This is a genomic window from Skermanella pratensis (genome assembly GCF_008843145.1).
Classification (GTDB): Bacteria; Pseudomonadota; Alphaproteobacteria; order Azospirillales; family Azospirillaceae; genus Skermanella; species Skermanella pratensis.
In genome coordinates this window covers 3,309,536-3,331,739 of record NZ_CP030265.1, presented here as the reverse complement: position 1 = coordinate 3,331,739, position 22,204 = coordinate 3,309,536, and the positions used below count along the sequence as shown (strand labels likewise).

The window sequence follows — 22,204 nt, the reverse complement described above, 5'->3', positions numbered from 1 at the left end:
GCCTGGAAAGCAGGCGGTGCCCGGGAAATCGTCATGCCGGAGTACCCGAGTACCAGCCCGAAACACCCGTACCGCCGCTGATGGCCGGGATGGCATGGGGGTTGCTTGGGGTGCCGGCGCGATGATGCCGGTTACGAGGGGCTGACGGAATGGGGAAGACGATGGGACGGATGATCGGGCGGCGGACCGTGCTTGCGGTGGCGGGAGCCCTGGCGGGCGCGGCGGCCCTGGGAAGCGGCGCCGCCCTGGCGCAGGCGAAGGTCAAGGTTGCGGGCGTTTACACCGTTCCGATCGAGCAGCAATGGGTCGGCCGCATCCACAAGGCCCTGAAGGAGGCCGAGGGCCGCGGCGAGATCGAGTATGTCTGGGCCGAGTCCGTCGCCGCGACCGACTACGAGCGGGTGCTGAGGCAGTATGCCGAGGGCGGCCAGCAGCTGATCGTCGGCGAGGCCTTCGCGGTCGAGCGGCCGGCGCGCGCGGTCGCCAAGGACTATCCCAAGACCGCCTTCCTGATGGGGTCGAGCTTCGGGCCGGTCGCCAACAACTTCTCGGTGTTCGACAACTATATCCAGGAGCCGGCCTACCTGACCGGGATGATCGCGGGCGCCATGTCCAAGTCGGGCATCATCGGCATGGTCGGCGGCTACCCCATCCCCGAGGTGAACCGGCTGATGAACGCCTTCATGGACGGCGCCAGGGAGGTGAAGCCCGACATCCGGTTCATGGTCAGCTTCATCGGCTCGTGGTTCGATCCGCCCAAGGCCAAGGAAGCCGCCTTCGCGATGATCGACCGGGGCGCCGACATCCTGTACGCCGAGCGCTTCGGCGTGTCGGACGCCGCCAAGGAGCGCGGCAAGCTGGCCATCGGCAACGTCATCGACACCCAGCCGCAATACCCGGAGACGGTGGTGGCGAGCGCCCTGTGGCACATGGAGCCGACCATCTTCCGGGCCATCGCCGCGGTGCGCGAGGGCAAGTTCATCGGCGAGGATTACGGCCAGTTCAGCACCATGAAGTTCATGGGATCGAGCCTGGCGCCGCTCGGCACCTTCGAGGGCAAGGTCCCGGAGGAGGCGGTGGCGAAGGTCAGGGAGCGCGAGGAGCAGATCCGCAGCGGAGCTTTCACCGTGAAGGTGAACGACGGCGAGCCCAAGTCGTCGCTGTAGGCGGCCCCGGGGTGACGCAGTCTTCTTCCGCCGGAGGGCCGGAGGTCGTCCTCCGGCTCGCCGGCATCACCAAGCGTTTCGGGCCGCTGGTCGCCAACGACGACGTCTCGCTGGAGCTTCGCGGCGGTCAGGTGATGGCCCTGCTCGGCGAGAACGGCGCCGGCAAGACCACGCTGATGAACATCCTGTTCGGCCATTACGTGGCCGATGCCGGACATATCGAGGCGTTCGGCCGGCCGCTTCCGCCGGGCTCGCCCAAGGCGGCCCTGGCCGCCGGCATCTGCATGGTCCATCAGCATTTCACGCTGGCCGACAACCTGACAGTGCTGGACAACGTGATCCTGGGAACGGAGCCGCTCTGGCGCCTCCGATCGGACCGCGGCCGGGGCCGGCGCAGGCTGGCGGAACTGGCGGAGAGGTTCGGCCTGGCGGTCGATCCCGACGCCGGGGTCGGCTCGCTATCGGTCGGCGAGCGCCAGCGGGTCGAGATCCTGAAGGCGCTTTACCGCGACGCCCGCATCCTGATCCTGGACGAGCCGACCGCCGTGCTGACCCCGCAGGAGAGCGAGCGCCTGTTCGCCACCCTGAAGCTGCTGACGGCGGAAGGCCTGGCGGTCGTCTTCATCAGCCACAAGATGAACGAGGTGATGGCCGCCAGCGACGTGGTCGGCGTGCTGCGCGGCGGGCGTCTGGTGGCGCTGCGGCGCACCGCGGAGACCAGCCGGGGCGAGCTGGCCGAGCTGATGATCGGCCGCACCCTGAAGGCGCCCACCGTCGAGCCGATGGATGCCGGGGAGCCGGTGCTGGTCCTGTCCGGCGTCACCGCGGCGGCGGGTACGGCCGGGCTGGACACGGTGGACCTGACCGTCCGCCGGCACCAGATCGTCGGCATCGCCGGCGTATCGGGCAACGGGCAGTCGGTCCTGGCCGACCTGGTCAGCGGCCTGATCGTCCCCGGCGCCGGGCGGCTTCAGGTGCTGGGCGACGAGGTCGGCTCGGCCGGACCGGGTGACATGATCCGCCGTGGGGTGGCGCGCATCCCGGAGGACCGGCACGCGACCGGGCTGGTCGGCGACATGACGGTTTGGGAAAACCTGATCGCCGAGCGCTACCGGCTGCCGGAGTTCTCCCGCCTCGGTTTCCTGAAGCGGGGGGCCGCGCGCGAGCGGGCGGAGAGCGTCATCCGGGACTACGACGTGCGCTGCCCGGGGCCGGACGCGGTGTCGCGCCTGCTGTCGGGTGGCAACATGCAGAAGCTGATCCTGGGCCGGACCCTGAGCTACGGACCGGGGCTGATCCTGGCCAACCAGCCGACCCGGGGCCTCGACGTCGGCGCGGTGGCCTATGTGCACGAGCGGCTGCTGGACGCCCGCGCCGCCGGAGCCGGCGTGCTGTTGATCTCGGAGGATCTGGACGAGATCCTGTCGCTCGCCGACCAGGTCGCCGTGATCCACCGCGGCCGGCTGTCCCCCCTCCAGCCGCGCGCCGGGGTCACCATCCGCCGGCTCGGGCTGGCGATGGCCGGGCATTGGGAAGAACTTTCGGAAGCGGATTGAGGATGTGGCCTGAAGATGTGGCCTGAAGATGTGGCCTGAAGATGTGGTTTGAACCGAGGGCGCACCCGTCCGCGGCCTTGCGGGTGCTGGCCCCGGCCGGCGCGGTCGTCGCGGCGCTGGCGCTGTGCGCGGCGCTGATCGCCTGGACCGGGACCGGCGTGGGGGAGGCGTACGCGCTGTTGTTCCAGGGCGCGCTGGGCAGCCGCTTCGCGCTGGCCGAGACGCTGACCCGGGCGACGCCGCTGATGCTGACCGGGCTGGCGGCGGCGGTGGCGTTCCGCGCGAAGCTGTGGAACATCGGCGCCGAGGGGCAGCTCTATGCCGGGGCGCTGGTCGCCGTCGTGCTGGGCGGCGGCATTCTGGACCTGCCGGGCTGGGCGCTGCTGCCGGCGGCGCTGCTCGGCGGCGCGCTGGCCGGGTCGGCCCTGCTGGTCGGCCCGACGTTGCTGAAGACAAGGCTGGGCGTCGATGAGGTGGTGACCACGCTGCTGCTGAACTTCGTGGTGCTTCTGTTCGTCTCCATGATGCTGGAAGGGCCGCTGAAGGACCCGATGGGCATGGGCTGGCCGCAAAGCGCCCCGGTCCTGCCGGAAGCGGAACTGCCGCGCCTGCTGGAACGGTCGCGGCTGCATGCCGGGCTGGTGCTGGCGCTGGTCGCGGCGGTGGCCCTTTGGATCATGAACACCCGGACGACCTGGGGATACGAAATCAAGGCGGTCGGCGCCAACCCGGCGGCGGCGGCCTTCGCCGGCATCCCGGTCAACCGGGTGATGCTGAAGGTGGCGGTGCTGTCGGGCGGGCTGGCCGGGCTGGCCGGTGCCGCCGAGATAGCCGGCCTGCGGGGCTACCTGACGCTCGACCTGTCGCCGGGCTTCGGCTACAGCGGGATCGTGGTGGCGATGCTGGCCCAGCTCCACCCGCTGGGCGTGGTCGCGGCGTCGGTGTTCGTGGCGGCGGTGTTCGTCGGCGCCGACGCCATGAGCCGGACCGTGCCGGTGCCGAACTATATCGCGGAGGTGCTGGTCGCGGTCAGCCTGCTGTGCGTGCTGGTGTCGTCCTTCCTGGTCCGCTACCGCATCCGGCGGTCGCCGTGAAGTACAGTCTGGAGACCCGGCCATGATGGGCGATATCGCCGACCTGCTGCTGTCCGCCACCTTCTGGGCGGCGACGCTGCGCATCGCGACCCCTTATATCCTGGGCACGCTGGGCGAGCTGGTGTGCGAGCGGGCCGGGGTGCTGAACCTCGGCATCGAGGGGATCATGACGCTCGGCGCCATGGCCGGCTGGATGGCCGTCTACCAGGGCGCCGGCCTGTGGACCGGCGTGCTGGTCGCGGCCCTGGCGGGCGCGCTGCTCGGGCTTCTGCACGCGCTGCTGACGGTGCCGCTCGGACTGTCCCAGCATGTCACCGGGATCGGGGTGACCCTGCTGGGCACCAGCCTGTCCTATTACGTCTACCGCATGGCGCTGCCCCAGGTGTCGAGCCCGCCCACGGTCGAGCCGTTCCAGCCCTTCGCCGTGCCCGTGCTGTCGGACATCCCGGTGATCGGGCCGGCGCTGTTCAACCAGACCCCGCTGACCTATGCGGCCCTGGCGGCGGTCGGGCTGGTGGCCTGGGTGCTCTACCGGACTCCGGCGGGGCTGGCGGTGCGCATGGTCGGCGAGAACCCCGCTGCGGCGGAGGCACAGGGGATCGACGTCACGGCGGTGCGCATCGGCGCCGTCGTGTGCGGCAGCGCGTTGATGGCGGTCGGCGGGGCCTTCCTGACGCTGTCGGCGTTCAACGCCTTCTTCTTCAACATGATCAACGGCCGGGGCTGGATCTGCATCGCGCTGGTGGTGTTCGCGTCGTGGCGGCCGGGCAAGGCTCTGCTGGGCGCGGTGCTGTTCGCCGCCTTCGATGCGTTCCAGCTGCGGCTCCAGCAGATCGTCGGGCCGGCCCTGCCTTACCAGGTGTTCCTGATGCTGCCTTACCTGCTGAGTATCCTGGCCCTCGTGGTGATGTCGCGGCGCGCGGCCTATCCGCGGGCGCTGATGATTCCGTTCCGCAAAGGGGAGCGACACTGATGTTCGACCTGATCGTCCGCAACGCCAACCTGCCCGACGGCAGGACCGGCATCGATATCGGCGTGACCGGCGGCCGCATCGCCGCCGTGCAGCCGGCGCTGGATGCCCGGGCCGGCGAGGAGATCGACGCGACGGGCCGTCTGGTGACTCCGCCCTTCGTCGATTCCCACTTCCACATGGACGCGACGCTGAGCTACGGCCTGCCCCGCGTCAACCGGTCCGGCACGCTGCTGGAGGGCATCGCCCTGTGGGGCGAGCTGAAGCCGCTGCTGACCCGCGAGGCGCTGGTCGAGCGGGCGCTTGAATACTGCGACTGGGCGGTCGGGCGCGGGCTCCTGGCGATCCGCAGCCATGTGGACATCTGCGACCCGCGCCTGCTGGCGGTCGAGGCGTTGCTGGAGGTCAGGCAGCGGGTGGCGCCGTACCTGGATCTCCAGCTCGTGGCCTTCCCGCAGGACGGCTACCTGCGCTATCCCGGTGCTCCGGAACTGCTGGAGCGGGCGCTGGACATGGGCGTCGACGTGGTCGGCGGCATCCCGCACTTCGAACGCACCATGGCGGACGGCGCGGCTTCGGTCCGCATGCTGTGCGAGATCGCGGCCGAGCGGGGCCTTCGGGTTGACATGCATTGCGACGAGACCGACGACCCGCTGTCGCGGCATGTCGAGACCCTGGCCTACGAGACCCGGCGGCTGGGGTTGGGCGGCCGGGTCGTGGGCTCGCACCTGACGTCCATGCACTCGATGGACAATTACTATGTCAGCAAGCTGATCCCGCTGATGGCCGAGGCCGGGCTGGGCGTGATCTCCAACCCGCTGATCAACATCACCATCCAGGGCCGCCACGACACCTACCCCAGGCGGCGCGGCATGACACGGGTGCCGGAGCTGATGGCGGCAGGCCTGACGGTCGCCTTCGGCCACGACTGCGTGATGGACCCGTGGTACTCGCTGGGTTCCGGCGACATGCTGGAAGTCGCCCACATGGGGCTCCACGTGGCGCAGATGACCTCGGTGGACGGCATGAACGCCTGCTTCCGCGCCGTGACCGAGAACCCGGCGCGCCTGATGGGCCTGGAAGGCTACGGGCTGGATGTGGGCTGCAACGCCGACATGGTGGTGCTCCAGGCACGCGACCCGGTCGAGGCGATCCGCCTGAAGGCGACCCGGCTGTTCGTGCTGCGGCGCGGCCGTGTGATCAGCCGGACGGCCCCCGCCGAGGCGGTGCTGAGCCTGGAAGGCAGGCCGGAGCGGGTGGGGTTCGCGACGGGGGCGCGGTGACGGCGACAGATCGTCGAATACATCCGTAGGTCGGCTAGAGCGAAGCGGCAGCCGACACCAACGCGCCTGCTTGTCGGCTGGCGCTTCGCTCTAGTGGCTCGGCACAGTGGTTTTGATTGATTTATCGTAGGTCGGCCTCGGCCGAAGGTCGACGCCGACAGCGTGGCCGGAGCGTTGACGCAGGGTGTCGGCGTTCGCCCTGACGGGCGAAGGCCGACCTACGGCACTCCGCTCCGCCGAACGTCGTCAAAAACACTGTGCAGGACCACTAGCCGACCTACGGTCTCTTTAGTCTCATTCCACATGGCCGAACTGGACATATGAAAACGGCCCCGGCCCTGGTAGGGGCCGAGGCCGTTCCGTTGCGGCGTCAAGCTGAACGGGGTTCAGCGATCCGCTTACTTCTTGCCGGTCAGCGCGTCCTTGATGCCGCCGAGGGCGTTCTGGATCTTGCCTTCGGCCTTGTCGGACTTGCCCTCGGACTGGAGCTTGCTGTCACCGGTCAGGTTACCGGCGCCTTCCTTCAGGTCGCCCTTCATCTTCTTCATCGAGCCTTCGGTCCGGTCGTCGGTCATGTTGAATTCCTTGATCTTGATGTGCCGCGTCCGCAAACGCGATCGTATACAGGACAACAGGCGTCGGCCGGATTCGTCCCGCATGGGGTGGAAACATTCTCGATCGGGTAACGTTGGGAAGGCGATTTATCGCCTTTACCGCCAACGCCGGAGTTCGCGACCATGCCCATCGACAGCGCCCTGACGACCGGACGCTTCACCCGCCTGCTACTGGTCGTCGTGCTGGTCGTCGGCCTCGTCCTCATGGCGTGGCAGATCATCGACGTCCTGCTGCTGGTGTTCGGCGCCATATTGCTGGCCGTGCTGCTGAAGCGTTCCGCCGACTGGCTGGCCGAGCATACCCCGCTGTCGGCCGGCTGGGCGCTGGCGGTGGTGCTTCTGGCGATCGTGGTGATATCGGGAGTCTGCGGCTGGCTGTTCGGTGCGCAGGTGTCGAGCCAAGTCGAGCAACTGACCAGGGTCGTTCCCGAGGCTTGGGGGCGCGTCCGCGAACAACTCGAGGGCTCGTCCTGGGGGCGGGCGGCGCTCGACGCCGTCAGCGGGGTCGATCCCGCCAGCGTTTCGGGCGGTATGGTCCGCGAGGCGGGAAGCCTGCTGATGACGGTGGTCGGCGGGCTCGGCAACGTGCTGCTGCTGGTCGCGGGCGGCGTCTACCTCGCGGCTCAGCCGGGCCTCTACCGGGAGGGTGTGGTCGCCCTGGTGCCGAAGGCGGCGGAGGCCCGGACGCGCGAGGTCCTGGACGCCATGGGGGAGGCGCTGGGCAAGTGGCTGAAGGGCCAGTTCATCGCGATGCTGATGGTCGGGGCGCTGACCGGCCTGGGCCTGTGGCTGCTCGGCGTGCCATCGGCCCTGGCGCTCGGCCTGCTGGCCGGGCTCGGCGAGTTCGTGCCGCTGGTCGGAGCCTTCGCGACCGCGATCCCGGCGCTGCTCGCCGCTTCCACCGTGGACATGTCCACGGTCGTCTATACTCTGGTCCTGTACATCGTCATCCAGCAGGTCGAAGGCAATCTGATCATGCCGATGGTGGAGCGCAGGATGGTCTCCCTGCCGCCCGCGCTCGCCCTGTTCGCGGTCGTCGCCTTCGGCCTGATGTTCGGCATCCTGGGGGTGATCTTCGCGACGCCGCTGACCGTCGTGGCCTATGTCGCGGTCCGGAAGCTGTATGTGGAGGATGCGCTGGGGAAATCGGGGCAGGCGTCGTAGGCCGGCCCCGTCCCGCGGATCACGCCCTCAGGCGGTCCCCCTCAGGCGGTCCATATACTGCTTGCGGACCTTGGCGACCTTCGGCGCGATCACGACCTGGCAATAGGGCTGGGCCGAGTTGCGGGCGTAATAGTCGTCATGGTACGCCTCCGCCGGATAGAATACGGGCAGGGGAGCCAGCTCGGTCACGACCGCGCGGTCCCAGATCCGCCGCTCGCCGAAGGACTTCATCACCTCGCGCGCGGTCTGCTCCTGTTCCGCGTCGTGGTGGAAGATGACCGAGCGGTACTGCGGGCCGACATCGTTGCCCTGGCGGTTCATGGTGGTCGGGTCGTGGGTGGTGAAGAACACTTCCAGCAGGTCGCGATAGGAGATTACCTCCGGGTCGTAGGTGACCTGGATCACTTCGGCATGCCCGGTCCGGGCGGTGCAGACCTGCTCGTAGGTGGGATTCTCGACATGCCCGCCGGCATAGCCGGACTGCACCTTCTCCACGCCGCGGAGCTGCTGGAAGACCGCTTCGGTGCACCAGAAGCAGCCGCCGCCGAAAGTCGCCTGTGCCAATTGCCGATCTGCGGCCATCACGCTTGATCCTCCTGAGTCGTCGGTACTCCTGCCATGTGGTGCCTCCGGGCGCCGGCAAACACCCGGAGGCCCTTCACATTGGCGAGAGCGCGGTTCAGGCGGTCTTGGCGGCCTCCAGCTTCAGCTCCTCGATCATCTTCTGCCGCATGATGAATTTCTGGATCTTGCCGGTCACCGTCATGGGGAAGCCCTCGACGAAGCGGACGTAGCGCGGCACCTTGTAGTGGGCGATGCTGCCTTGGCAGAACTCCAGCACCTCCTGCTCGGTCAGGGTCTCGCCGTCCTGGACATGGATCCAGGCGCAGAGCTGCTCGCCGAACCGCTCGTCCGGGACGCCGAAGACCTGGACGTCCTTGATCCGCGGATGGGTGTAGAGGAACTCCTCGACTTCGCGCGGGTAGATGTTCTCGCCGCCGCGGATCACCATGTCCTTGATCCGGCCAACGATGTTGCAATAGCCCTCGGCGTCGATGGTGGCGAGGTCGCCGGTATGCATCCACCGCCTGGCGTCGATCGCCTGGCGGGTGCGCTCCTCGTCGCCCCAGTAGCCCAGCATCACCGAGTAGCCGCGGGTCAGCAGCTCGCCGGGCGTGCCGACCGGGACGATCCTGCCCTCGGCGTCGACGACCTTGACCTCCAGGTGAGGCTGGATGCGGCCGACGGTCGAGACGCGCCGCTCCAGCGGATCGTCCACCGAGCTCTGGAAGCTGACCGGGCTGGTCTCCGTCATACCGTAGGCGATGGTGATCTCGCCCATGTTCATCTCGTCGGCGACCCGTTTCATCACCTCGGTCGGGCAGGGCGAGCCGGCCATGATGCCGGTGCGCAGGGTGGTCAGGTCGAATTCCTTGAACCGGGGATGGTTGAGGATCGAGATGAACATGGTCGGCACGCCGTGCAGGCCGGTGCAGCGCTCCTCCTGCACGGTGGACAGGACGGCCTCGGCGTCGAAGCCCTCGCCCGGGATCACCATGCAGGCCCGATGGGTGACGCAGGCGAGGTTGCCCAGCACCATGCCGAAGCAGTGGTAGAACGGCACGGGGATGCACAGCCGGTCCCGCTCGGTCAGCCGCATCGCCTCGCCGATGAAGAAGCCGTTGTTCAGGATGTTGTGGTGGGTCAGCGTGGCGCCCTTGGGATTGCCCGTGGTCCCGCTGGTGAACTGGATGTTTATCGCGTCGTCGAACTGGAGCACGTCGCGCAGCCGCTCCAGTTCCGCGAAATGCTCGTCCCGGGCGCCGGCCGCGATATCGGCGAAGTTGAGCATGCCGGCGGTGCGGTCGGTGCCAAGCCGGATCACCGTCCGCAAGGTCGGCAGTTTGTGCGAATCGAGATGGCCGGGCTCGCAGCGGTCCAGCTCGGGAGCCACTTGCCGCAGCATGCCCAGATAGTCGCTGCTCTTGAAGGCCGCCGCCAGGATCAGCGCCTTGCAGCCGACCTTGTTGAGCGCGTATTCCAGCTCGTGGGTGCGGTAGGCCGGGTTGATGTTGACCAGCACCAGACCGGCCTTGGCCGTGGCGAACTGGGTCAGCACCCATTCGGAATTGTTCTGCGACCAGATCCCGATGCGGTCCCCGGGCTTCAGTCCCAGCGCGATCAGGCCGGCGGCCAGCCGGTCGGCCTCCGCCTTGAACTGCGCGTAGGTCAGGCGGACGCCCTGATGCCGGACCACGAGGGCGTCGGCGTCCGGCGACAGCTCGGCCATGCGGTCCAAATGGAAGCCGATGGTGTCGCCGATCAGCGGCGTCCGCGACGCGCCGTGGACGTAGCTCCGGGTCAGCAGGGGAGTCTGGGTAGATTCGGCCATTGTTTCCTCCGCGCAGCACCGTTTGGCCACGGTGCCTTCTTCGTCCTGGTCCTTCCGAGGCGCACTTGGCGCCCGGGCAGATGACTACAACGATCCAGGCGGAGGGTAAAATGGCGCAAACGCATGCGCCGGGCTTCGAACAACGTATGAAATGGCGGCGAAGGTCAAAGGACAAGATGAAAGGACACGGTCCTTACACCATATAAGTCAGATGACGTGGATGACCGCCTGGCTTGCGGCGCCGACCGTCACGGCAAGGAAAACCATGCGGGCTACGAAGCGTTCTGCGGGCGACCAACGCGCCCAATCCTTGGAAAAGCTGTTCCACATGACAGCACCATCTTGGAGGTTTCGCGAGCTTGGCTGATGACCTCCACCCTGAACGACCGTGGTTATTATCCGGTTAACATCGTGGTTAACGGCGGCTGGCGAGTTTTGTTCCGTGACGATGTCACAGAAGCCCAGCATTTGGTTATTCCATCTACGGAAAAACCGTGATCGCCGAGGCGTTCCGACGAGGACTTCGCGGGATGCGCCGTCCTGGTATGCGAACCCGGCCCGCGACACGTTCCGCGATGCGTCGGGCCACGGCCCCACGCACCGCAGAAGATGAAGCGGGGAATCGTCCGTTCCGGCCGGAGAACCGGGTCACTCGCCGGGGCGGAGGAGGCCGGGGAAAACGTCGCTCGGTGCTTGGGCGTCCATCAGGCGGTCCATGTAGGTGTCGTGTTGATCCGGCGTCGCGGTATCGATCAACCGTTCCACATCCGCCGGCAGGACACCGAAGCGTCGGGTGAATTGGCGCTTGAGCATGGCGGCCCGGCCAAGCGCGACGCCTTTGGCCTCGCCCTGGGCAATGCCCTTGGCAATGCCCTTTGCCTCGCCCCTGGCCTCGCCTTTGGCGAGGAGTTCCCGTTCCCACTTCTTGATGCGTTCCGCCAGCATGCCCTGAACCTCCTCGATATCCATCGGCACCGTCGCGGCCTCCCGGCCGCCGACCAGACCCGCGACTGCGTGCGCCACCACCTCGCCGAACGCCAGCCGCAGCGTCGCGTGGCCCGGATGCTCGGCACGCGCCAGATCACGTCGCCCTCGCGCCGGTCGCCGCGGGCGGCGTGGAACTTGGCGTTGACCCGTTCGAGCCGGGTGAAGTCCAGCAGGGCGGCGATCCCGGCGGGCAGGAAGCCGCGCACGAGCTGTTCGATCATCACCGGGTCGGAGAACAGGCGGTGGTACAGGGAGTCGGAGGCTTGCATCGTCGCGGGCGCCGGTCGGGTGATGGTCGCGCGAACAACAGCATACTCCCGCAACCATCGGCAAGCCCCGACCTTCTCCCGCGACCTTCTGATCCGGCGCGATTCATCAGAAGGGGTCTGGCCGCCTCGGGTCCGGCCACGCGACCGCGATCAGCACCGGGCGGTCGTGGGCGATGGTGCCGTCCGGCTCCGGCTCGAGGGGCACGGCGACGGCCTTGAGCATGCCGTCCCGCTCGGCGGCGGGGGCCGGGCGGGATCGGGCCGGAGGCCGCGGCCTGGGCCGCCGCCGCGTTGAGGGTGAGGCAGCCGATCCGGTCCGCCTGGGCGCGGCTGGCCCAGGCGGTGCCCTGGAAGCCGGCGGGCAGGCCGAGCAGTTCGGCGGCCAGCGGGAACAGGGCGAGGCAGAACGGCGGGTCGGCGCGCGGACCGTCGCGGACCAGGATCAGGCGGCGGCGGAACGGCATCCACAGGCGGCGCTCGATCTCGGACCAGCGCGGCTGCCGGCCCTCGCAGGGGCGCTGGACGCTCCACCAGACCGTCAGCAGCGGGTCGAGCTGGGGGTTCAGCGTGCGCCAGCGGCACGCCGGGTAGCGGTAGGGGACCACCGGGGCCGGTCCGGGCTACTGGACCCGGCCGGCGACCGTTCCGCCCGCCGCCAGCATGGCCTTGAAGACGGCGCGGACCCGGTCGGCGCCGAGGCCGGAGGCGGCCACGCCGGCGGCGACCATGGCGGGGGTCGGCTCGGGCTCGACGACGGCCAGCCCGGTGTCGCGCAGCAGGCCGACGACGTCGAGGGCGAGGGTCATCACGGCCGACGGGGCGGCGGTGGTAGTGGTGGTGGTGGTGGCGGGGTCGGCGACATCGGTGGAGTCGCCGGCGCCCGAGGCATCGGCGGTATCGTTCTGCATGGGGATGGGACCTTCACGCGCGTTCGGAAGCGTCGGCAACGGGAGAGCGCCTTCCGGAAAGCGCCGGGCGCTCGCCGAAAGCGGGCCGGGACTCCCGGCCTCGGGACCTGATGGGACTTGCCGGAGCCTGGTCGCGGTCAGGAACCGCGGAGGGTGCCGCGCGGACGGTCTCGGTGCTGACGGTGACGGCGCGGATCGGGAACGGGTGTTCCCGCCGCCGCAGGGATCGGGACCCCTGCGGCGGCGGAGAACAAAGATTGGCGCAACAAGGCGCCGGTTGTGCTATTCGGATCGGTAGCCATCGATAATCTTCCTTAAGCGGGTTGATCGGTGGTCAGGCCGGGTGGGGAGCTGGTAACTCCTTGCTCGGCCGCCTCGCGGGGTGCGACGGCGCGCGAACTGTGCGCCGAATGCCTGTGCATTGTCAAATACTCTGCAAAGTGGGCGCCTGGACGGGCGGGTCAACCGAGGGATGGGTTCGCCGCGGGACTGTCGCGTGCGCTCCGGGCCGGCGGGCACGGTGGCAGCTCCCTTTGGAAGTGGCGAAACTTCCGGAAAGGACTCCCGTCGGATCATGCCCGCTGCTATTTTACCCGTGTCGGTTGATACCAGAGGCTTGGCGCCGTCGCGGCCGGCCAGTCACGGGCGGGGGCGTGCGATGGACGCGGACTATGATGTCTTTTTCAGCTATGCCCACGCCGACCGCGACGCGGCGCTGCCGGTCATCACGGCGCTGAAGTCCCGGAAGCTCCGCGTCTTCCATGACGAGACGGAGATCACGGACGGGCAGTCCATCCGGCGGCGGATCGTGGAAGGGCTCGGCCGCGCGCGGATGCTGGTGGCCTGGTACTCGGCCATATACCCGACCCGCCGCGCCTGCCAGTGGGAGCTGACCTCCGCCCTCGTCGCCGCCCTGCACGAGTTCCCCGACGGCAGGACGGTCGAGCGCCGCATCCTGGCGCTGAACCCGGAGGCGGGCGCCGGGCATCTCCAGCCGGCCGATATCCTGGCGAAGAAATATGTCGATGCGCGCGGCGCCCCGGCCGAGGAGCTGGCCGACCGGGCCGCCGCCCTGCTGGAGGGATTGGCCGGCAGCTTCGGCGAGGTCCAGGCGTTCGGCGGCCCGCTCTGGCACGGCGGCAACCCGCGCGCCGGGTCCAGCCGGTTCGTCGGCCGCTTCCCCGACATGTGGCGGATCGACGGGCGCCTGTCGAAGAACCGGATCGCGCTGATCACCGGCGACAGCGTCGGGCTCGTCCAGGTGCAGGGCATGGGCGGCATCGGCAAGACCCTGCTGGCGGAGGAATACGCCCGGCGCTTCGGCGCGGCCTATCCCGGCGGCATCATGTGGCTGAGTGCCGCCAAGGGGCAGGACCTGGGCGCGCAGCGGCAGGTCATCGCCGAAAGCCTCGGCATCGCGACCGCCGGCTTTGGGCCGGACGCGGTCGCGGGCCTGCTGAAGGGCAGGCTGGCCGGGCGGGAAACCTACCTGTGGGTCGTGGACGACCTGCCGCCCGACGCCGGCACGGCCGAGCTGAACGCCTGGAGCGCGCCGACCGCCAACGGCGCGACACTGGTTACCACCCGCGGCACCGGGCTGGGCGGTTCGGGCTTCGTCCTCCGGCTGGGGCTGCTGTCGGACGACGAGGCCCATGAGCTTCTGACCGGCCGCCGGCCGGCGCGTGGCGATGGCGAGCAGGCGGCGGCGCGGGAGATCCTGGCCCTGTTGGGCAACCACGCCCTGGCGGTCGACGTGGCGGGTGCCGCCGTCGAGATGCTGGGCTACGCCGGCTTCCGCGACCGGCTGCGCGATCCCGCTGACGATGCGACGGAACTGGCCGCCGAACTGGCCGGCGACCTGCCGACCGGCCATGCCCGGCAGATCGCGGCCACCCTGCTGGACAGCATCGACCGGCTGGACCCGGCGGGCCTGCGCTTCCTGCACCTCGCCGCCCTGCTGGCCCCGGCACCGATCCCCCTGTCCCTGGCGGCCGATGTCCTCGCCCGGCTGCCCGGCGGCGACGACGGCCTGGCCGAAGCCGCCCGCGCCGTCAAGGCGGCCGCGCGGGAAGCCCTGGCCGAACACATCCCGGGCGGCGGGGAGGATGCCGGCGACGCCGTATCGGTCCACGTACTGGTCAGCCGCACCCTGCGCTTCCATAGGGGTACCCCGCCGCCCGCGATGCGCGACGCCGCCGTGGCGGCGCTGACCGAGGCGATGGAGGAAGCCGAAGACATCCGCAACCATGCCCCCCTGCTGCCCCTGGTCCCCCACGCCCGCGCCCTGACCGGGGACCTGCCGGACGCCCCGACAGCCACGCTCCTGGTATGGCTTGGACGGCTCAATGATGAGCGGGGAGCCTACGCCGACGCGGAGGCGGACCACCGCCGAACCTTCGAAGCAAGTAAACGCCTGCTGGGCGGCGAGCATCCCGGCACCCTGACCAGCATGAACAATCTGGCCGCAACGCTTGGGGCACAGGGCGACCACGGCGGCGCCCGGGCGCTCCAGGAGCAGGTGCTGGCGCTCCGCCGCCGGGTGCTGGGCGACGAGCATCCCGACACCCTGACCAGCATGAACAATCTGGCCGCAACGCTCGGGGCACAGGGAGACCACGGCGGCGCCCGGGCGCTCCTGGAGCAGGTGCTGGCGCTCAGCCGCCAGGTGCTGGGCAACGAGCATCCCGCCACCCTGACCAGCATGAACAATCTGGCCCATACGCTCAACGCACAGGGCGACCACGGCGGCGCCCGGGCGCTCCAGGAGCAGGTGCTGGAGCTCATCCGCCAAGTGCTGGGCGACGAGCATCCCGACACCCTGACCAGCATGAACAATCTGGCCGAAACGCTCCGGGCACAGGGCGACCACGGCGGCGCCCGGGCGCTCCAGGAGCAGGTGCTGGCGCTCCGCCGCCGGGTGCTGGGCGGCGAGCATCCCCACACCCTGACCAGCATGAACAATCTGGCCGGAACGCTTGGGGCACAGGGCGACCACGGCGGCGCCCGGGCGCTGCTGGAGCAGGTGCTGGCGCTCCGCCGCCGGGTGCTGGGCGCCGAGCATCCCGCCACTCTGCGCACCATCAACGATCTGGCCGCCACCGCGGGACTCCGCCCGATAATGCGCCTGATATCGACGATGCTTTCGAAGTTCAGACGACGGTCTCGCCCATGACATGGGGTCAGGTGCGTGAGGATCAGGAATGATTCGAACAGCAATCCGATGGCGCCGACGCTGACATCGTTCCGGTGACTCAGGAAGATCGGTTCCAGCAGTATTCCCCGGGGCGGCCGGTATCGAGGGATGTATTCGCAGACCAAACGGACGCAGAGGAGATCCTGGAACCGCGTGGCATCGACCCCCTTGTCGATGGCGTCCCGCTCGGCAAGCAACCGGATCGGCCGGCACTGGCGCACGAAGTACAGCAGCTCGCCGGCGAACTTTCCCTTGGACACCTGATCCGTCCGGCGGCGCTCGTTCAGGGAGCGGACGAAACGGTCGGTGTCGTCCAGCGCGCGGGCAAGCTCCAGCGCCGATATGGCCGCGTCTGATTGCTCCAGACCGAGGGCACGGGTCACTGTCAGCGCGGTATCGGCGAAGGCGTCCGTCAAGGCCCGCGACCGCGTGCGCCACCACCTCGCCGAACGCCGGCCGTAGTGTGGCGTGCCCGGGATGGTCGGCGAACCGTTCCTGTTCCGGCCCTGACATTCGGTTCCGGGCGTTGGGCCGTGGCCCAACGCGTGGACTCAAATGCCCCGGTCGAAACCCCCATCCAGGGGAATCGCTTGAAGGCGCTCAGGCAGTTCCAATTATGAGGGAGTGGAGGTAACCGGTTGACCAGGAAGCTTTTTTTCGACGGACCTTGAGGCTGTTTTTATCTGTGGCGGATTTCAGCAGGTTGACGGCAATACGCTTGATCAGGCCCATGTTCCTAGCGCCATAGCCTTTGCGGACGCGGGCATGGTCGTCGCGGAAGACGACATCGAGCACCCAATGCAGCGAATTCTCGATTTGCCAATGGGAGCGGACTACGGCGGCGAACTCAGCAGCGCTCATCGGTCGGGAGCACAGGAAGCAGCGCCGGGTGACGGTGGTCTTGCCGTCGCGCTCGACCTCGGCCTCGACCATGCCGACCGCGCCCAATCCCGGCCAGGCGTGGCGCCGGTTGAGTGTGCTGACGTCGTGCAGGATGAAGTGCCGGCGCACCTCGTTCCGCCCGTGATCGGCGTCTTCGGTCCGCACCATGTCGAGGCCGAAGCCGTCCTCGGCCCGCCCCTCGGCGATGGCGCGCTGGATCGAGCCATACAGGGATTTCTGGTTGCCTTTGATCGCCAGCACGTAATCGGCCTCGGCTTCAACGATCTGCTCGGCGATGGCGCGCTGGCAGCCCATGGCGTCGATCGTCACCAGGGCGCCCTTGAGCACCAGTTGGTCGAGCAGGCGCGGGATCGCGGTGATCTCGTTGGACTTGCCGGTCACCGCTTCCTGGGCCAGCACCAGACGCTGGCCACACGCCCAGGCCGAGACCAGATGCAGCGGTCCGGCACCCCGCCGGCTGCCGCTGCGCCGCATGGTCTTGCCATCGATCGCGATCGTCTCCGGCACGGCGATCTCCTCGGCTCCCGCCGCACCGCGCAAGCTGTTGATCCAGCTGACGAAACAATCCTCGAACAGGGCCGGATCAAGCGCCCGGACGACGTCGTTGAGGGTGTCGTGGCTGGCGATGCCGCGCGCAAACGGCTCAAAGCTGCGCAGAAAGCTCAGGTGCTCGCGTCCCCAGAGCGCCATCTCGACAAAGTCGTCGCACCCGCTCAGCGTTCCGCATAGCACGACCAGAAGGATCTCCGGCAGAGGGTACAAAACCTTGCCACTCTGCCGCGGGTCCTCCAGCGCACTGAAGTGCGCCAGCAACCCGGTCCCCGCCGCCGTAACCGCCATCGAAACCTCCTCCTCAAGGAGATTCCTTTGAATCAGATCCCGACAATCCAGGGAATCCTACAATGACAGCCCTTCAAGCGATTGCCCTGACCCCCATCGCCGTCACCGCCGAGGGATCAGAGTCATCTTCGACCCCATATCAGATTGATATTCCTACATCACCCCTGTAGACCTTGACATTAGGCAATAAAATAGGATCAATATCCCGTACCGCTAACCGCCAGCGAAAGGCAAGCCGCCATGACCGCCCCCGTTCCCCGGCTCGCCGTCCGGCAGGAACTTTTCTGCGAGGAGATCGCCGCCGGTGCGTCGGCGGCGGAGGCCGCGCGGCGGGCGGGGTACTCGCCCCACGGCGTCAGGCAGCGCGGCCATTTCCTGCATGACCTTTCCGGTGACTCCGGCAGTGACCCCGCCCCGGCAGTGACCGATAGTGACCTTGCCGGGGGCTCCGGCAGTGACGTAGTGGTCTTGCACAGTGTTTTTGATCGGTTTGCCGTAGGTCGGCCTCGGCCGAAGGCCGACGCCGACAGCGTGGCCGGAGCGTTGACGCAGGGTGTCGGCGTTCGCCCTGACGGGCGAAGGCCGACCTACGCCACCCTGCTCCGCAGCACTCATCAAAATCACTGTGCAGGACCACTAGCCCCGGCAATGACCGATAGTGACCTTTCGGCGGTTTCCGGCGATGACCCCGCCCCGGCAGTGGCCGATAGTGACCCTTCGGCGGTTTCCGGCGGTGACCCCGCCCCCGCAGTGACCGACAGTGACCTTTCGGCGGTTCCCGGCAATGACCCCACCCCCGCAGTGACCGATAGTGACCTCGCGGCGATCCCCGGCAGTGACCCCATCCGGCGCCCCCATGGCGTCTACTCCCCCAGGCTGCTAGAACATCCCCATGGAATGGACTGACGAGGCGATCGTGCTGTCCGCCCGGCCGCACGGCGAGGCGGCCGTGGTGGCGACCCTGCTGACCCGCACCCATGGCCGGCATTCCGGCCTGGTGCAGGGTGGTCGGTCGTCCAGGCAGCGGGGCAACCTGCAGCCCGGCAACCGGGTGAGCGCGCGCTGGCGTGCCCGGCTGGCCGACCATCTCGGGACCTTCACGATAGAGCCGATCCACAACAACGCCGCAGGCATGCTGGACGACCCCCTGCGCCTGGCGGGGCTGGTGTCCGCCTGCACGGTGACGGAGGTGGCCTTGCCCGACCGGGAGCCGCACGAGCCGGTTTTCCACGGGCTGGCGGCGTTGCTGGAGGCGTTCGAGACGCCGCTGTGGGCGCCGGCCTATGTCCGGTGGGAACTGGGGCTGCTCCAGGAGTTGGGCTTCGGCCTCGACTTGGCGTCCTGCGCCGCCACCGGCAGCAACGACGCGCTGGCCTATGTCAGTCCGCGCACGGGCCGGGCGGTGTCCCTGTCCGCCGGCGAGCCCTATCGCGACAAGCTGCTGCCCCTGCCGGGCTTCCTGGCCGGGCAACCCGGCTGGAGCGAGGCGGAAGTGCTTGCCGGGCTCGACCTGACGGGGCATTTCCTCGAACGCAACGCGCTCGCCCATGCCTCCGCCCAGGCGGTCGCGGCTTTGCCGGCGGCCCGTACCCGTTTCATAGAACGCTATCGCAAAATGGCTACCCTTCCTGGTAGTAGATAAGACATGACCGACCCTGCACTCGACATTCACGACAAGCCGCTCTCCGAGGCGCTCGGCGAGCGGTATCTCTCCTACGCGCTGTCCACCATCATGGCGCGCTCGCTGCCCGACGTGCGCGACGGGCTGAAGCCGGTTCACCGCCGGCTGCTCTACGCCATGAGCCAGCTGAAGCTGGAGCCGGACACGCCGCCGAAGAAATGCGCCCGCGTCGTCGGCGACGTGATCGGCAAGTTTCACCCCCACGGCGACACCGCGGTCTACGACGCGCTGGTCCGCTTGGCGCAGGATTTCGCGGTCCGCTACCCGCTGATCGATGGGCAGGGCAATTTCGGCAACATCGACGGCGATAACGCCGCCGCCATGCGGTACACCGAGGCCCGGCTGACCGACGTGGCCCGCGCGCTGCTCGAAGGGATCGACGAGGACACCGTCGATTTCCGCGGCACCTACGACGGCGAGGGCGAGGAGCCGATCGTGCTTCCCGCCGCCTTCCCGAACCTGCTGGCCAACGGCTCGCAGGGGATCGCGGTCGGCATGGCGACCTCCATCCCGCCGCACAACGCGGAAGAGCTGTGCGACGCCCTGGGCCACCTGATCAAGAAGCCCGACGCCACGATCGAGGAACTGATCAGGTTCATTCCCGGGCCGGACTTTCCGACCGGCGGCACCCTGGTCGAGCCTGTGGCCTCGATCGCCGAGGCCTACCGCACCGGACGCGGCAGCTTTCGCCTGCGCGCCCGGTGGGGGGTCGAGAAGCTGGGGCAGGGCACTTGGCAGATCGTCGTCACCGAGATCCCTTACCAGGTCCAGAAGAGCCGGCTGATCGAGAAGATCGCCGAACTGTTGGCGGCGCGGAAGCTGTTCCTGCTGGACGACGTGCGCGACGAGTCGGCGGAGGACATCCGCCTCGTCCTGGTGCCGAAGAACCGCAACGTCGATCCCGACGTGCTGATGGAATCCCTGTTCAAGACCACCGACCTGGAAACCCGGTTCGGCCTGAACATGAACGTGCTGGACAAGGACAACGTCCCGCGCGTCATGAACCTGCGCGAGGTCCTGCAAGCCTTCCTGGCGCACCGGATCGAGGTGCTGGAGCGGCGCTCGCGCCACCGGCTGGGCAAGATCGACCACCGGCTGGAAGTGCTGGGCGGCTACCTGATCGCCTACCTGAACCTGGACGAGGTGATCCGGATCATCCGCGAGGAGGACGAGCCCAAGCGCTCGCTGATGAAGACGTTTTCGCTGAGCGACGTCCAGGCCGAGGCGATCCTGAACATGCGGCTCCGGTCGCTGCGCAAGCTTGAGGAGTTCGAGATCCGCAAGGAGCACGACAGCCTGTCGGCCGAGCGCGCCGACCTGCTCGACCTGCTGGAGAACGAGCCCCGGCGCTGGAAGGCGATCGCCAAGCAGATCGCGGAGACCCGCAAGCGGTTCGGCAAGGCGACCAAGCTGGGCGCCCGCCGGACGGTGGTGGCCGACGCCCCGTCCGCCGTGATCATTCCGCTGGAAGCCATGGTCGAGCGCGAGCCCGTCACGGTCTTCTGCTCCGAGAAGGGCTGGATCCGCACGGTCAAGGGACACCAGACCGATACGTCCGAGATCAAGTACAAGGACGGCGACCGCGAGCGCTTCGTGCTGCGGGTGGAGACCACGGACAAGCTGATCGTGCTCGGGACCAACGGCCGGTTCTACACGCTGGGGGTGGACAAGCTGCCGCGCGGCCGGGGCTTCGGCGAGCCGCTGCGCCTGATGATCGACCTCGCCAACGATGCGGAGCTGGTCACCCTGTTCAAGCACCAGCCGGGACGCCGGCTGCTGGTGGCGGCGTCCGACGGCCGCGGCTTCCAGGTCGAGGAGGACGAGGTGATCGCCCAGACCCGCGGCGGCAAGCAGATCATGACTCTCGGCGACGGCATCGAGGCGAAGTTCTGCATCCCGGTGGAGGGCGACACGGTCGCCGCGATCGGCAACAACCGCAAGCTCCTGGTCTTTCCGCTGGAGGAGGTGCCGGTAATGGCGCGGGGCCGCGGCGTCATGATCCAGAAATACACCGATGGCAGCCTCGCCGACCTGACGACCTTCAGGTTCTCGGAAGGACTGTCGTGGAAAAGCGGTGAGCGCACGCGGCTGGAGGCCGACATGACCCCCTGGAAGGGCAACCGGGGCACCTCCGGCCGGCTGCCGCCCAACGGGTTCCCGAAGAACAACCGCTTCACCTGAAGCTGAACCTGAACCTGATAAAGGCGTCCCGCCGAGGAACACTCCGACCGCCGTTTCGTTCTTCGTCCCACATAGCCCCGGAATCAGGGATGCCGGGATGGATGACGACTGTCGGAGAGTGGGATGCGCAAGAGCTTGATGATGACGACCGCTGTGCTGGCCGCATGGTCCTGGGCTTCGACCGCGGGTGCGCAGCAGCCCGCACCCGTGCCCGATACCACGGTGGCGCCTCCGGGGCCGGAGATCAACGTCCAGCAGCCTCCTGCGTCGGTGGACGTGCAGCAGCCCGCGCCGGAAGTGACGGTGGAGCAGCAGCCTCCGGAAATCATCATCGAGCAGCAGGCGCCGCAGATCATCGTCCGGCAGGCGCCGCCCCGGATCATCGTGCGCCAGCCGCCGCCCGAGATCACGGTCCGCCAGTTCCAGCCCCAGGTGATCGTCCGCCAGCGCGAGCCTGAGGTGATCATCGAGCAGGCGCAGCCGGAAATTCAGGTCGAGCAGCCGGAGCCGCGGGTCACGGTGCAGCAGGCGCAGCCCCAGATCAACGTGCAGCAGGCCCAGCCGCAGGTGGTCATCGAGCAGCCCGAACCGCGTGTCGAGGTCCAGCCGCTCGTGCCGGCCCCGATACCTGCTCCCGCGCCGGCCGTTCCTCCCGCTCCGGCACCCCTGGCGGAAGTGCCCGAACCGGCGCCCGCCGACGCGCCCGTGGCCGGCGTGGCGCCGGAACAGATGATCGGACGCCCCGTGGTCAATGCCCAGGGGGAGCCGGTCGGGCAGATCCGGGATCTCCTGCTCGGGCCGGCCGGAACGGTGGAGACCGCCGTCGTCGACGTGGGGGGTTATCTCGGCGCACCCAAGGAGGTCGCGGTGCCATGGGGGCAGGTGAATGCCGAGCCGCAGGAAGGTCCGGTTACCCTGCCCATGGACCGGCAGCAGCTCGAAGCTGCTCCCGACCACGAATATGCCGAAGGCGCCAACGCCATCGTCGGCCCTGCCCGCTGAC

Annotated in this window: 19 protein-coding genes; 13 read left to right on the top strand and 6 right to left on the bottom strand. The window is 68.6% G+C overall.

The annotated features are described in order from the left end of the window. The first annotated feature begins 161 nt into the window (after positions 1-161). From DPR14_RS15150 to DPR14_RS15130, 5 genes are read left to right on the top strand one after another with little or no spacing between them, the layout of a single operon-like run. Positions 162-1,166, top strand: coding sequence for a BMP family protein (locus tag DPR14_RS15150; RefSeq protein ID WP_246148189.1), 1,005 nt, complete (start codon positions 162-164; stop codon positions 1,164-1,166). 11 nt (positions 1,167-1,177) lie between these two features. Continuing rightward, positions 1,178-2,722 carry an ABC transporter ATP-binding protein gene (locus DPR14_RS15145; protein ID WP_158045889.1) on the top strand — a complete coding sequence of 515 codons (1,545 nt, stop codon included), beginning with the start codon at positions 1,178-1,180 and terminating at the stop codon, positions 2,720-2,722. Positions 2,723-2,763: 41 nt separating this feature from the next. Then, positions 2,764-3,816 carry an ABC transporter permease gene (locus DPR14_RS15140; protein ID WP_158045888.1) on the top strand — a complete coding sequence of 351 codons (1,053 nt, stop codon included), beginning with the start codon at positions 2,764-2,766 and terminating at the stop codon, positions 3,814-3,816. 25 nt (positions 3,817-3,841) lie between these two features. Further along, positions 3,842-4,789: an ABC transporter permease gene (locus DPR14_RS15135; RefSeq protein WP_158048161.1), complete on the top strand. Its 948-nt coding sequence runs from the start codon at positions 3,842-3,844 to the stop codon at positions 4,787-4,789. Further along, a complete protein-coding gene (locus tag DPR14_RS15130) occupies positions 4,789-6,069 on the top strand; it encodes an amidohydrolase family protein (RefSeq protein WP_158045887.1) in 1,281 nt (426 codons plus the stop codon). The genes DPR14_RS15135 and DPR14_RS15130 overlap by 1 nt, the downstream gene beginning before the upstream one ends. 398 nt (positions 6,070-6,467) lie before the next feature. Here DPR14_RS15130 and DPR14_RS15125 read toward each other — a convergent pair whose 3' ends face one another. Beyond that, on the bottom strand, positions 6,468-6,644 hold the full coding sequence (locus DPR14_RS15125; RefSeq protein WP_158045886.1) for a CsbD family protein: 177 nt from the start codon (positions 6,642-6,644) through the stop codon (positions 6,468-6,470). Positions 6,645-6,806: 162 nt separating this feature from the next. Here DPR14_RS15125 and DPR14_RS15120 point away from each other — a divergent pair, with 162 nt between their 5' ends. After that, positions 6,807-7,847: an AI-2E family transporter gene (locus DPR14_RS15120; protein ID WP_158045885.1), complete on the top strand. Its 1,041-nt coding sequence runs from the start codon at positions 6,807-6,809 to the stop codon at positions 7,845-7,847. Positions 7,848-7,874: 27 nt separating this feature from the next. Here DPR14_RS15120 and msrA read toward each other — a convergent pair whose 3' ends face one another. Continuing rightward, positions 7,875-8,429, bottom strand: a complete 555-nt coding sequence (gene msrA / locus DPR14_RS15115) for a peptide-methionine (S)-S-oxide reductase MsrA (protein WP_158048160.1) — start codon at positions 8,427-8,429, stop codon at positions 7,875-7,877. A 97-nt stretch (positions 8,430-8,526) separates the two neighbouring features. Further along, a complete protein-coding gene (locus DPR14_RS15110) occupies positions 8,527-10,239 on the bottom strand; it encodes an AMP-binding protein (protein ID WP_158045884.1) in 1,713 nt (570 codons plus the stop codon). 216 nt (positions 10,240-10,455) lie between these two features. On the opposite strand from DPR14_RS15110, the gene DPR14_RS15105 reads away from it, so the two are divergent. Continuing rightward, complete coding sequence (locus tag DPR14_RS15105) at positions 10,456-10,737, top strand: hypothetical protein (RefSeq protein WP_158045883.1); 282 nt, start codon at positions 10,456-10,458, stop codon at positions 10,735-10,737. 150 nt (positions 10,738-10,887) lie between these two features. Here the strand turns inward: DPR14_RS15105 and DPR14_RS15100 are convergent, their stop codons facing one another. Beyond that, positions 10,888-11,262 (bottom strand): hypothetical protein, encoded by a 375-nt coding sequence (locus DPR14_RS15100; protein WP_158045882.1) that lies wholly within the window; start codon positions 11,260-11,262, stop codon positions 10,888-10,890. Positions 11,263-11,792: 530 nt separating this feature from the next. On the opposite strand from DPR14_RS15100, the gene DPR14_RS15095 reads away from it, so the two are divergent. Continuing rightward, on the top strand, positions 11,793-12,086 hold the full coding sequence (locus tag DPR14_RS15095; RefSeq protein ID WP_158045881.1) for a hypothetical protein: 294 nt from the start codon (positions 11,793-11,795) through the stop codon (positions 12,084-12,086). A gap of 29 nt (positions 12,087-12,115) precedes the next feature. On the opposite strand, the gene DPR14_RS15090 is transcribed toward DPR14_RS15095, so the two are convergent. Then, positions 12,116-12,403, bottom strand: coding sequence for a hypothetical protein (locus tag DPR14_RS15090; RefSeq protein WP_158045880.1), 288 nt, complete (start codon positions 12,401-12,403; stop codon positions 12,116-12,118). Positions 12,404-13,061: 658 nt separating this feature from the next. Here DPR14_RS15090 and DPR14_RS15085 point away from each other — a divergent pair. Continuing rightward, the gene (locus tag DPR14_RS15085; protein WP_192498960.1) at positions 13,062-15,575 is read left to right on the top strand and encodes a tetratricopeptide repeat protein; all 2,514 of its coding nucleotides are present in this window, start codon (positions 13,062-13,064) and stop codon (positions 15,573-15,575) included. A 74-nt stretch (positions 15,576-15,649) separates the two neighbouring features. Next, positions 15,650-15,952, top strand: a complete 303-nt coding sequence (locus DPR14_RS15080) for a hypothetical protein (RefSeq protein WP_158045878.1) — start codon at positions 15,650-15,652, stop codon at positions 15,950-15,952. 244 nt (positions 15,953-16,196) lie between these two features. Here the strand turns inward: DPR14_RS15080 and DPR14_RS15075 are convergent, their stop codons facing one another. Then, complete coding sequence (locus DPR14_RS15075) at positions 16,197-17,339, bottom strand: ISAs1 family transposase (RefSeq protein ID WP_158043337.1); 1,143 nt, start codon at positions 17,337-17,339, stop codon at positions 16,197-16,199. Positions 17,340-18,231: 892 nt separating this feature from the next. Between DPR14_RS15075 and recO the strand changes: the two genes are divergently transcribed. The 3 genes from recO (at position 18,232) to DPR14_RS15060 (ending at position 22,203) form a co-directional block, all read left to right on the top strand. After that, entirely contained in the window at positions 18,232-18,981 is a 750-nt protein-coding gene (gene recO / locus DPR14_RS15070) for a DNA repair protein RecO (protein WP_158045877.1), read from the top strand. A gap of 3 nt (positions 18,982-18,984) precedes the next feature. Next, positions 18,985-21,201, top strand: coding sequence for a DNA topoisomerase IV subunit A (parC, locus tag DPR14_RS15065; protein WP_158045876.1), 2,217 nt, complete (start codon positions 18,985-18,987; stop codon positions 21,199-21,201). Between the two features lie 138 nt (positions 21,202-21,339). After that, positions 21,340-22,203 (top strand): PRC-barrel domain-containing protein, encoded by an 864-nt coding sequence (locus tag DPR14_RS15060; RefSeq protein WP_192498959.1) that lies wholly within the window; start codon positions 21,340-21,342, stop codon positions 22,201-22,203. Position 22,204 lies beyond the last annotated feature (1 nt).

Excerpts from the sequence above, each read along its gene's own strand:
- parC (WP_158045876.1), top strand. The coding sequence starts at position 18,985 with ATGACCGACCCTGCACTCGACATTCACGACAAGCCGCTCTCCGAGGCG.
- msrA (WP_158048160.1), bottom strand. The coding sequence starts at position 8,429 with ATGGCCGCAGATCGGCAATTGGCACAGGCGACTTTCGGCGGCGGCTGC.
- DPR14_RS15085 (WP_192498960.1), top strand. The coding sequence starts at position 13,062 with ATGGACGCGGACTATGATGTCTTTTTCAGCTATGCCCACGCCGACCGC.
- DPR14_RS15150 (WP_246148189.1), top strand. The coding sequence starts at position 162 with ATGGGACGGATGATCGGGCGGCGGACCGTGCTTGCGGTGGCGGGAGCC.
- DPR14_RS15120 (WP_158045885.1), top strand. The coding sequence starts at position 6,807 with ATGCCCATCGACAGCGCCCTGACGACCGGACGCTTCACCCGCCTGCTA.
- DPR14_RS15090 (WP_158045880.1), bottom strand. The coding sequence starts at position 12,403 with ATGCAGAACGATACCGCCGATGCCTCGGGCGCCGGCGACTCCACCGAT.
- DPR14_RS15125 (WP_158045886.1), bottom strand. The coding sequence starts at position 6,644 with ATGACCGACGACCGGACCGAAGGCTCGATGAAGAAGATGAAGGGCGAC.
- DPR14_RS15110 (WP_158045884.1), bottom strand. The coding sequence starts at position 10,239 with ATGGCCGAATCTACCCAGACTCCCCTGCTGACCCGGAGCTACGTCCAC.
- recO (WP_158045877.1), top strand. The coding sequence starts at position 18,232 with ATGGAATGGACTGACGAGGCGATCGTGCTGTCCGCCCGGCCGCACGGC.
- DPR14_RS15130 (WP_158045887.1), top strand. The coding sequence starts at position 4,789 with ATGTTCGACCTGATCGTCCGCAACGCCAACCTGCCCGACGGCAGGACC.
- DPR14_RS15135 (WP_158048161.1), top strand. The coding sequence starts at position 3,842 with ATGGGCGATATCGCCGACCTGCTGCTGTCCGCCACCTTCTGGGCGGCG.
- DPR14_RS15140 (WP_158045888.1), top strand. The coding sequence starts at position 2,764 with ATGTGGTTTGAACCGAGGGCGCACCCGTCCGCGGCCTTGCGGGTGCTG.
- DPR14_RS15060 (WP_192498959.1), top strand. The coding sequence starts at position 21,340 with ATGATGACGACCGCTGTGCTGGCCGCATGGTCCTGGGCTTCGACCGCG.
- DPR14_RS15075 (WP_158043337.1), bottom strand. The coding sequence starts at position 17,339 with ATGGCGGTTACGGCGGCGGGGACCGGGTTGCTGGCGCACTTCAGTGCG.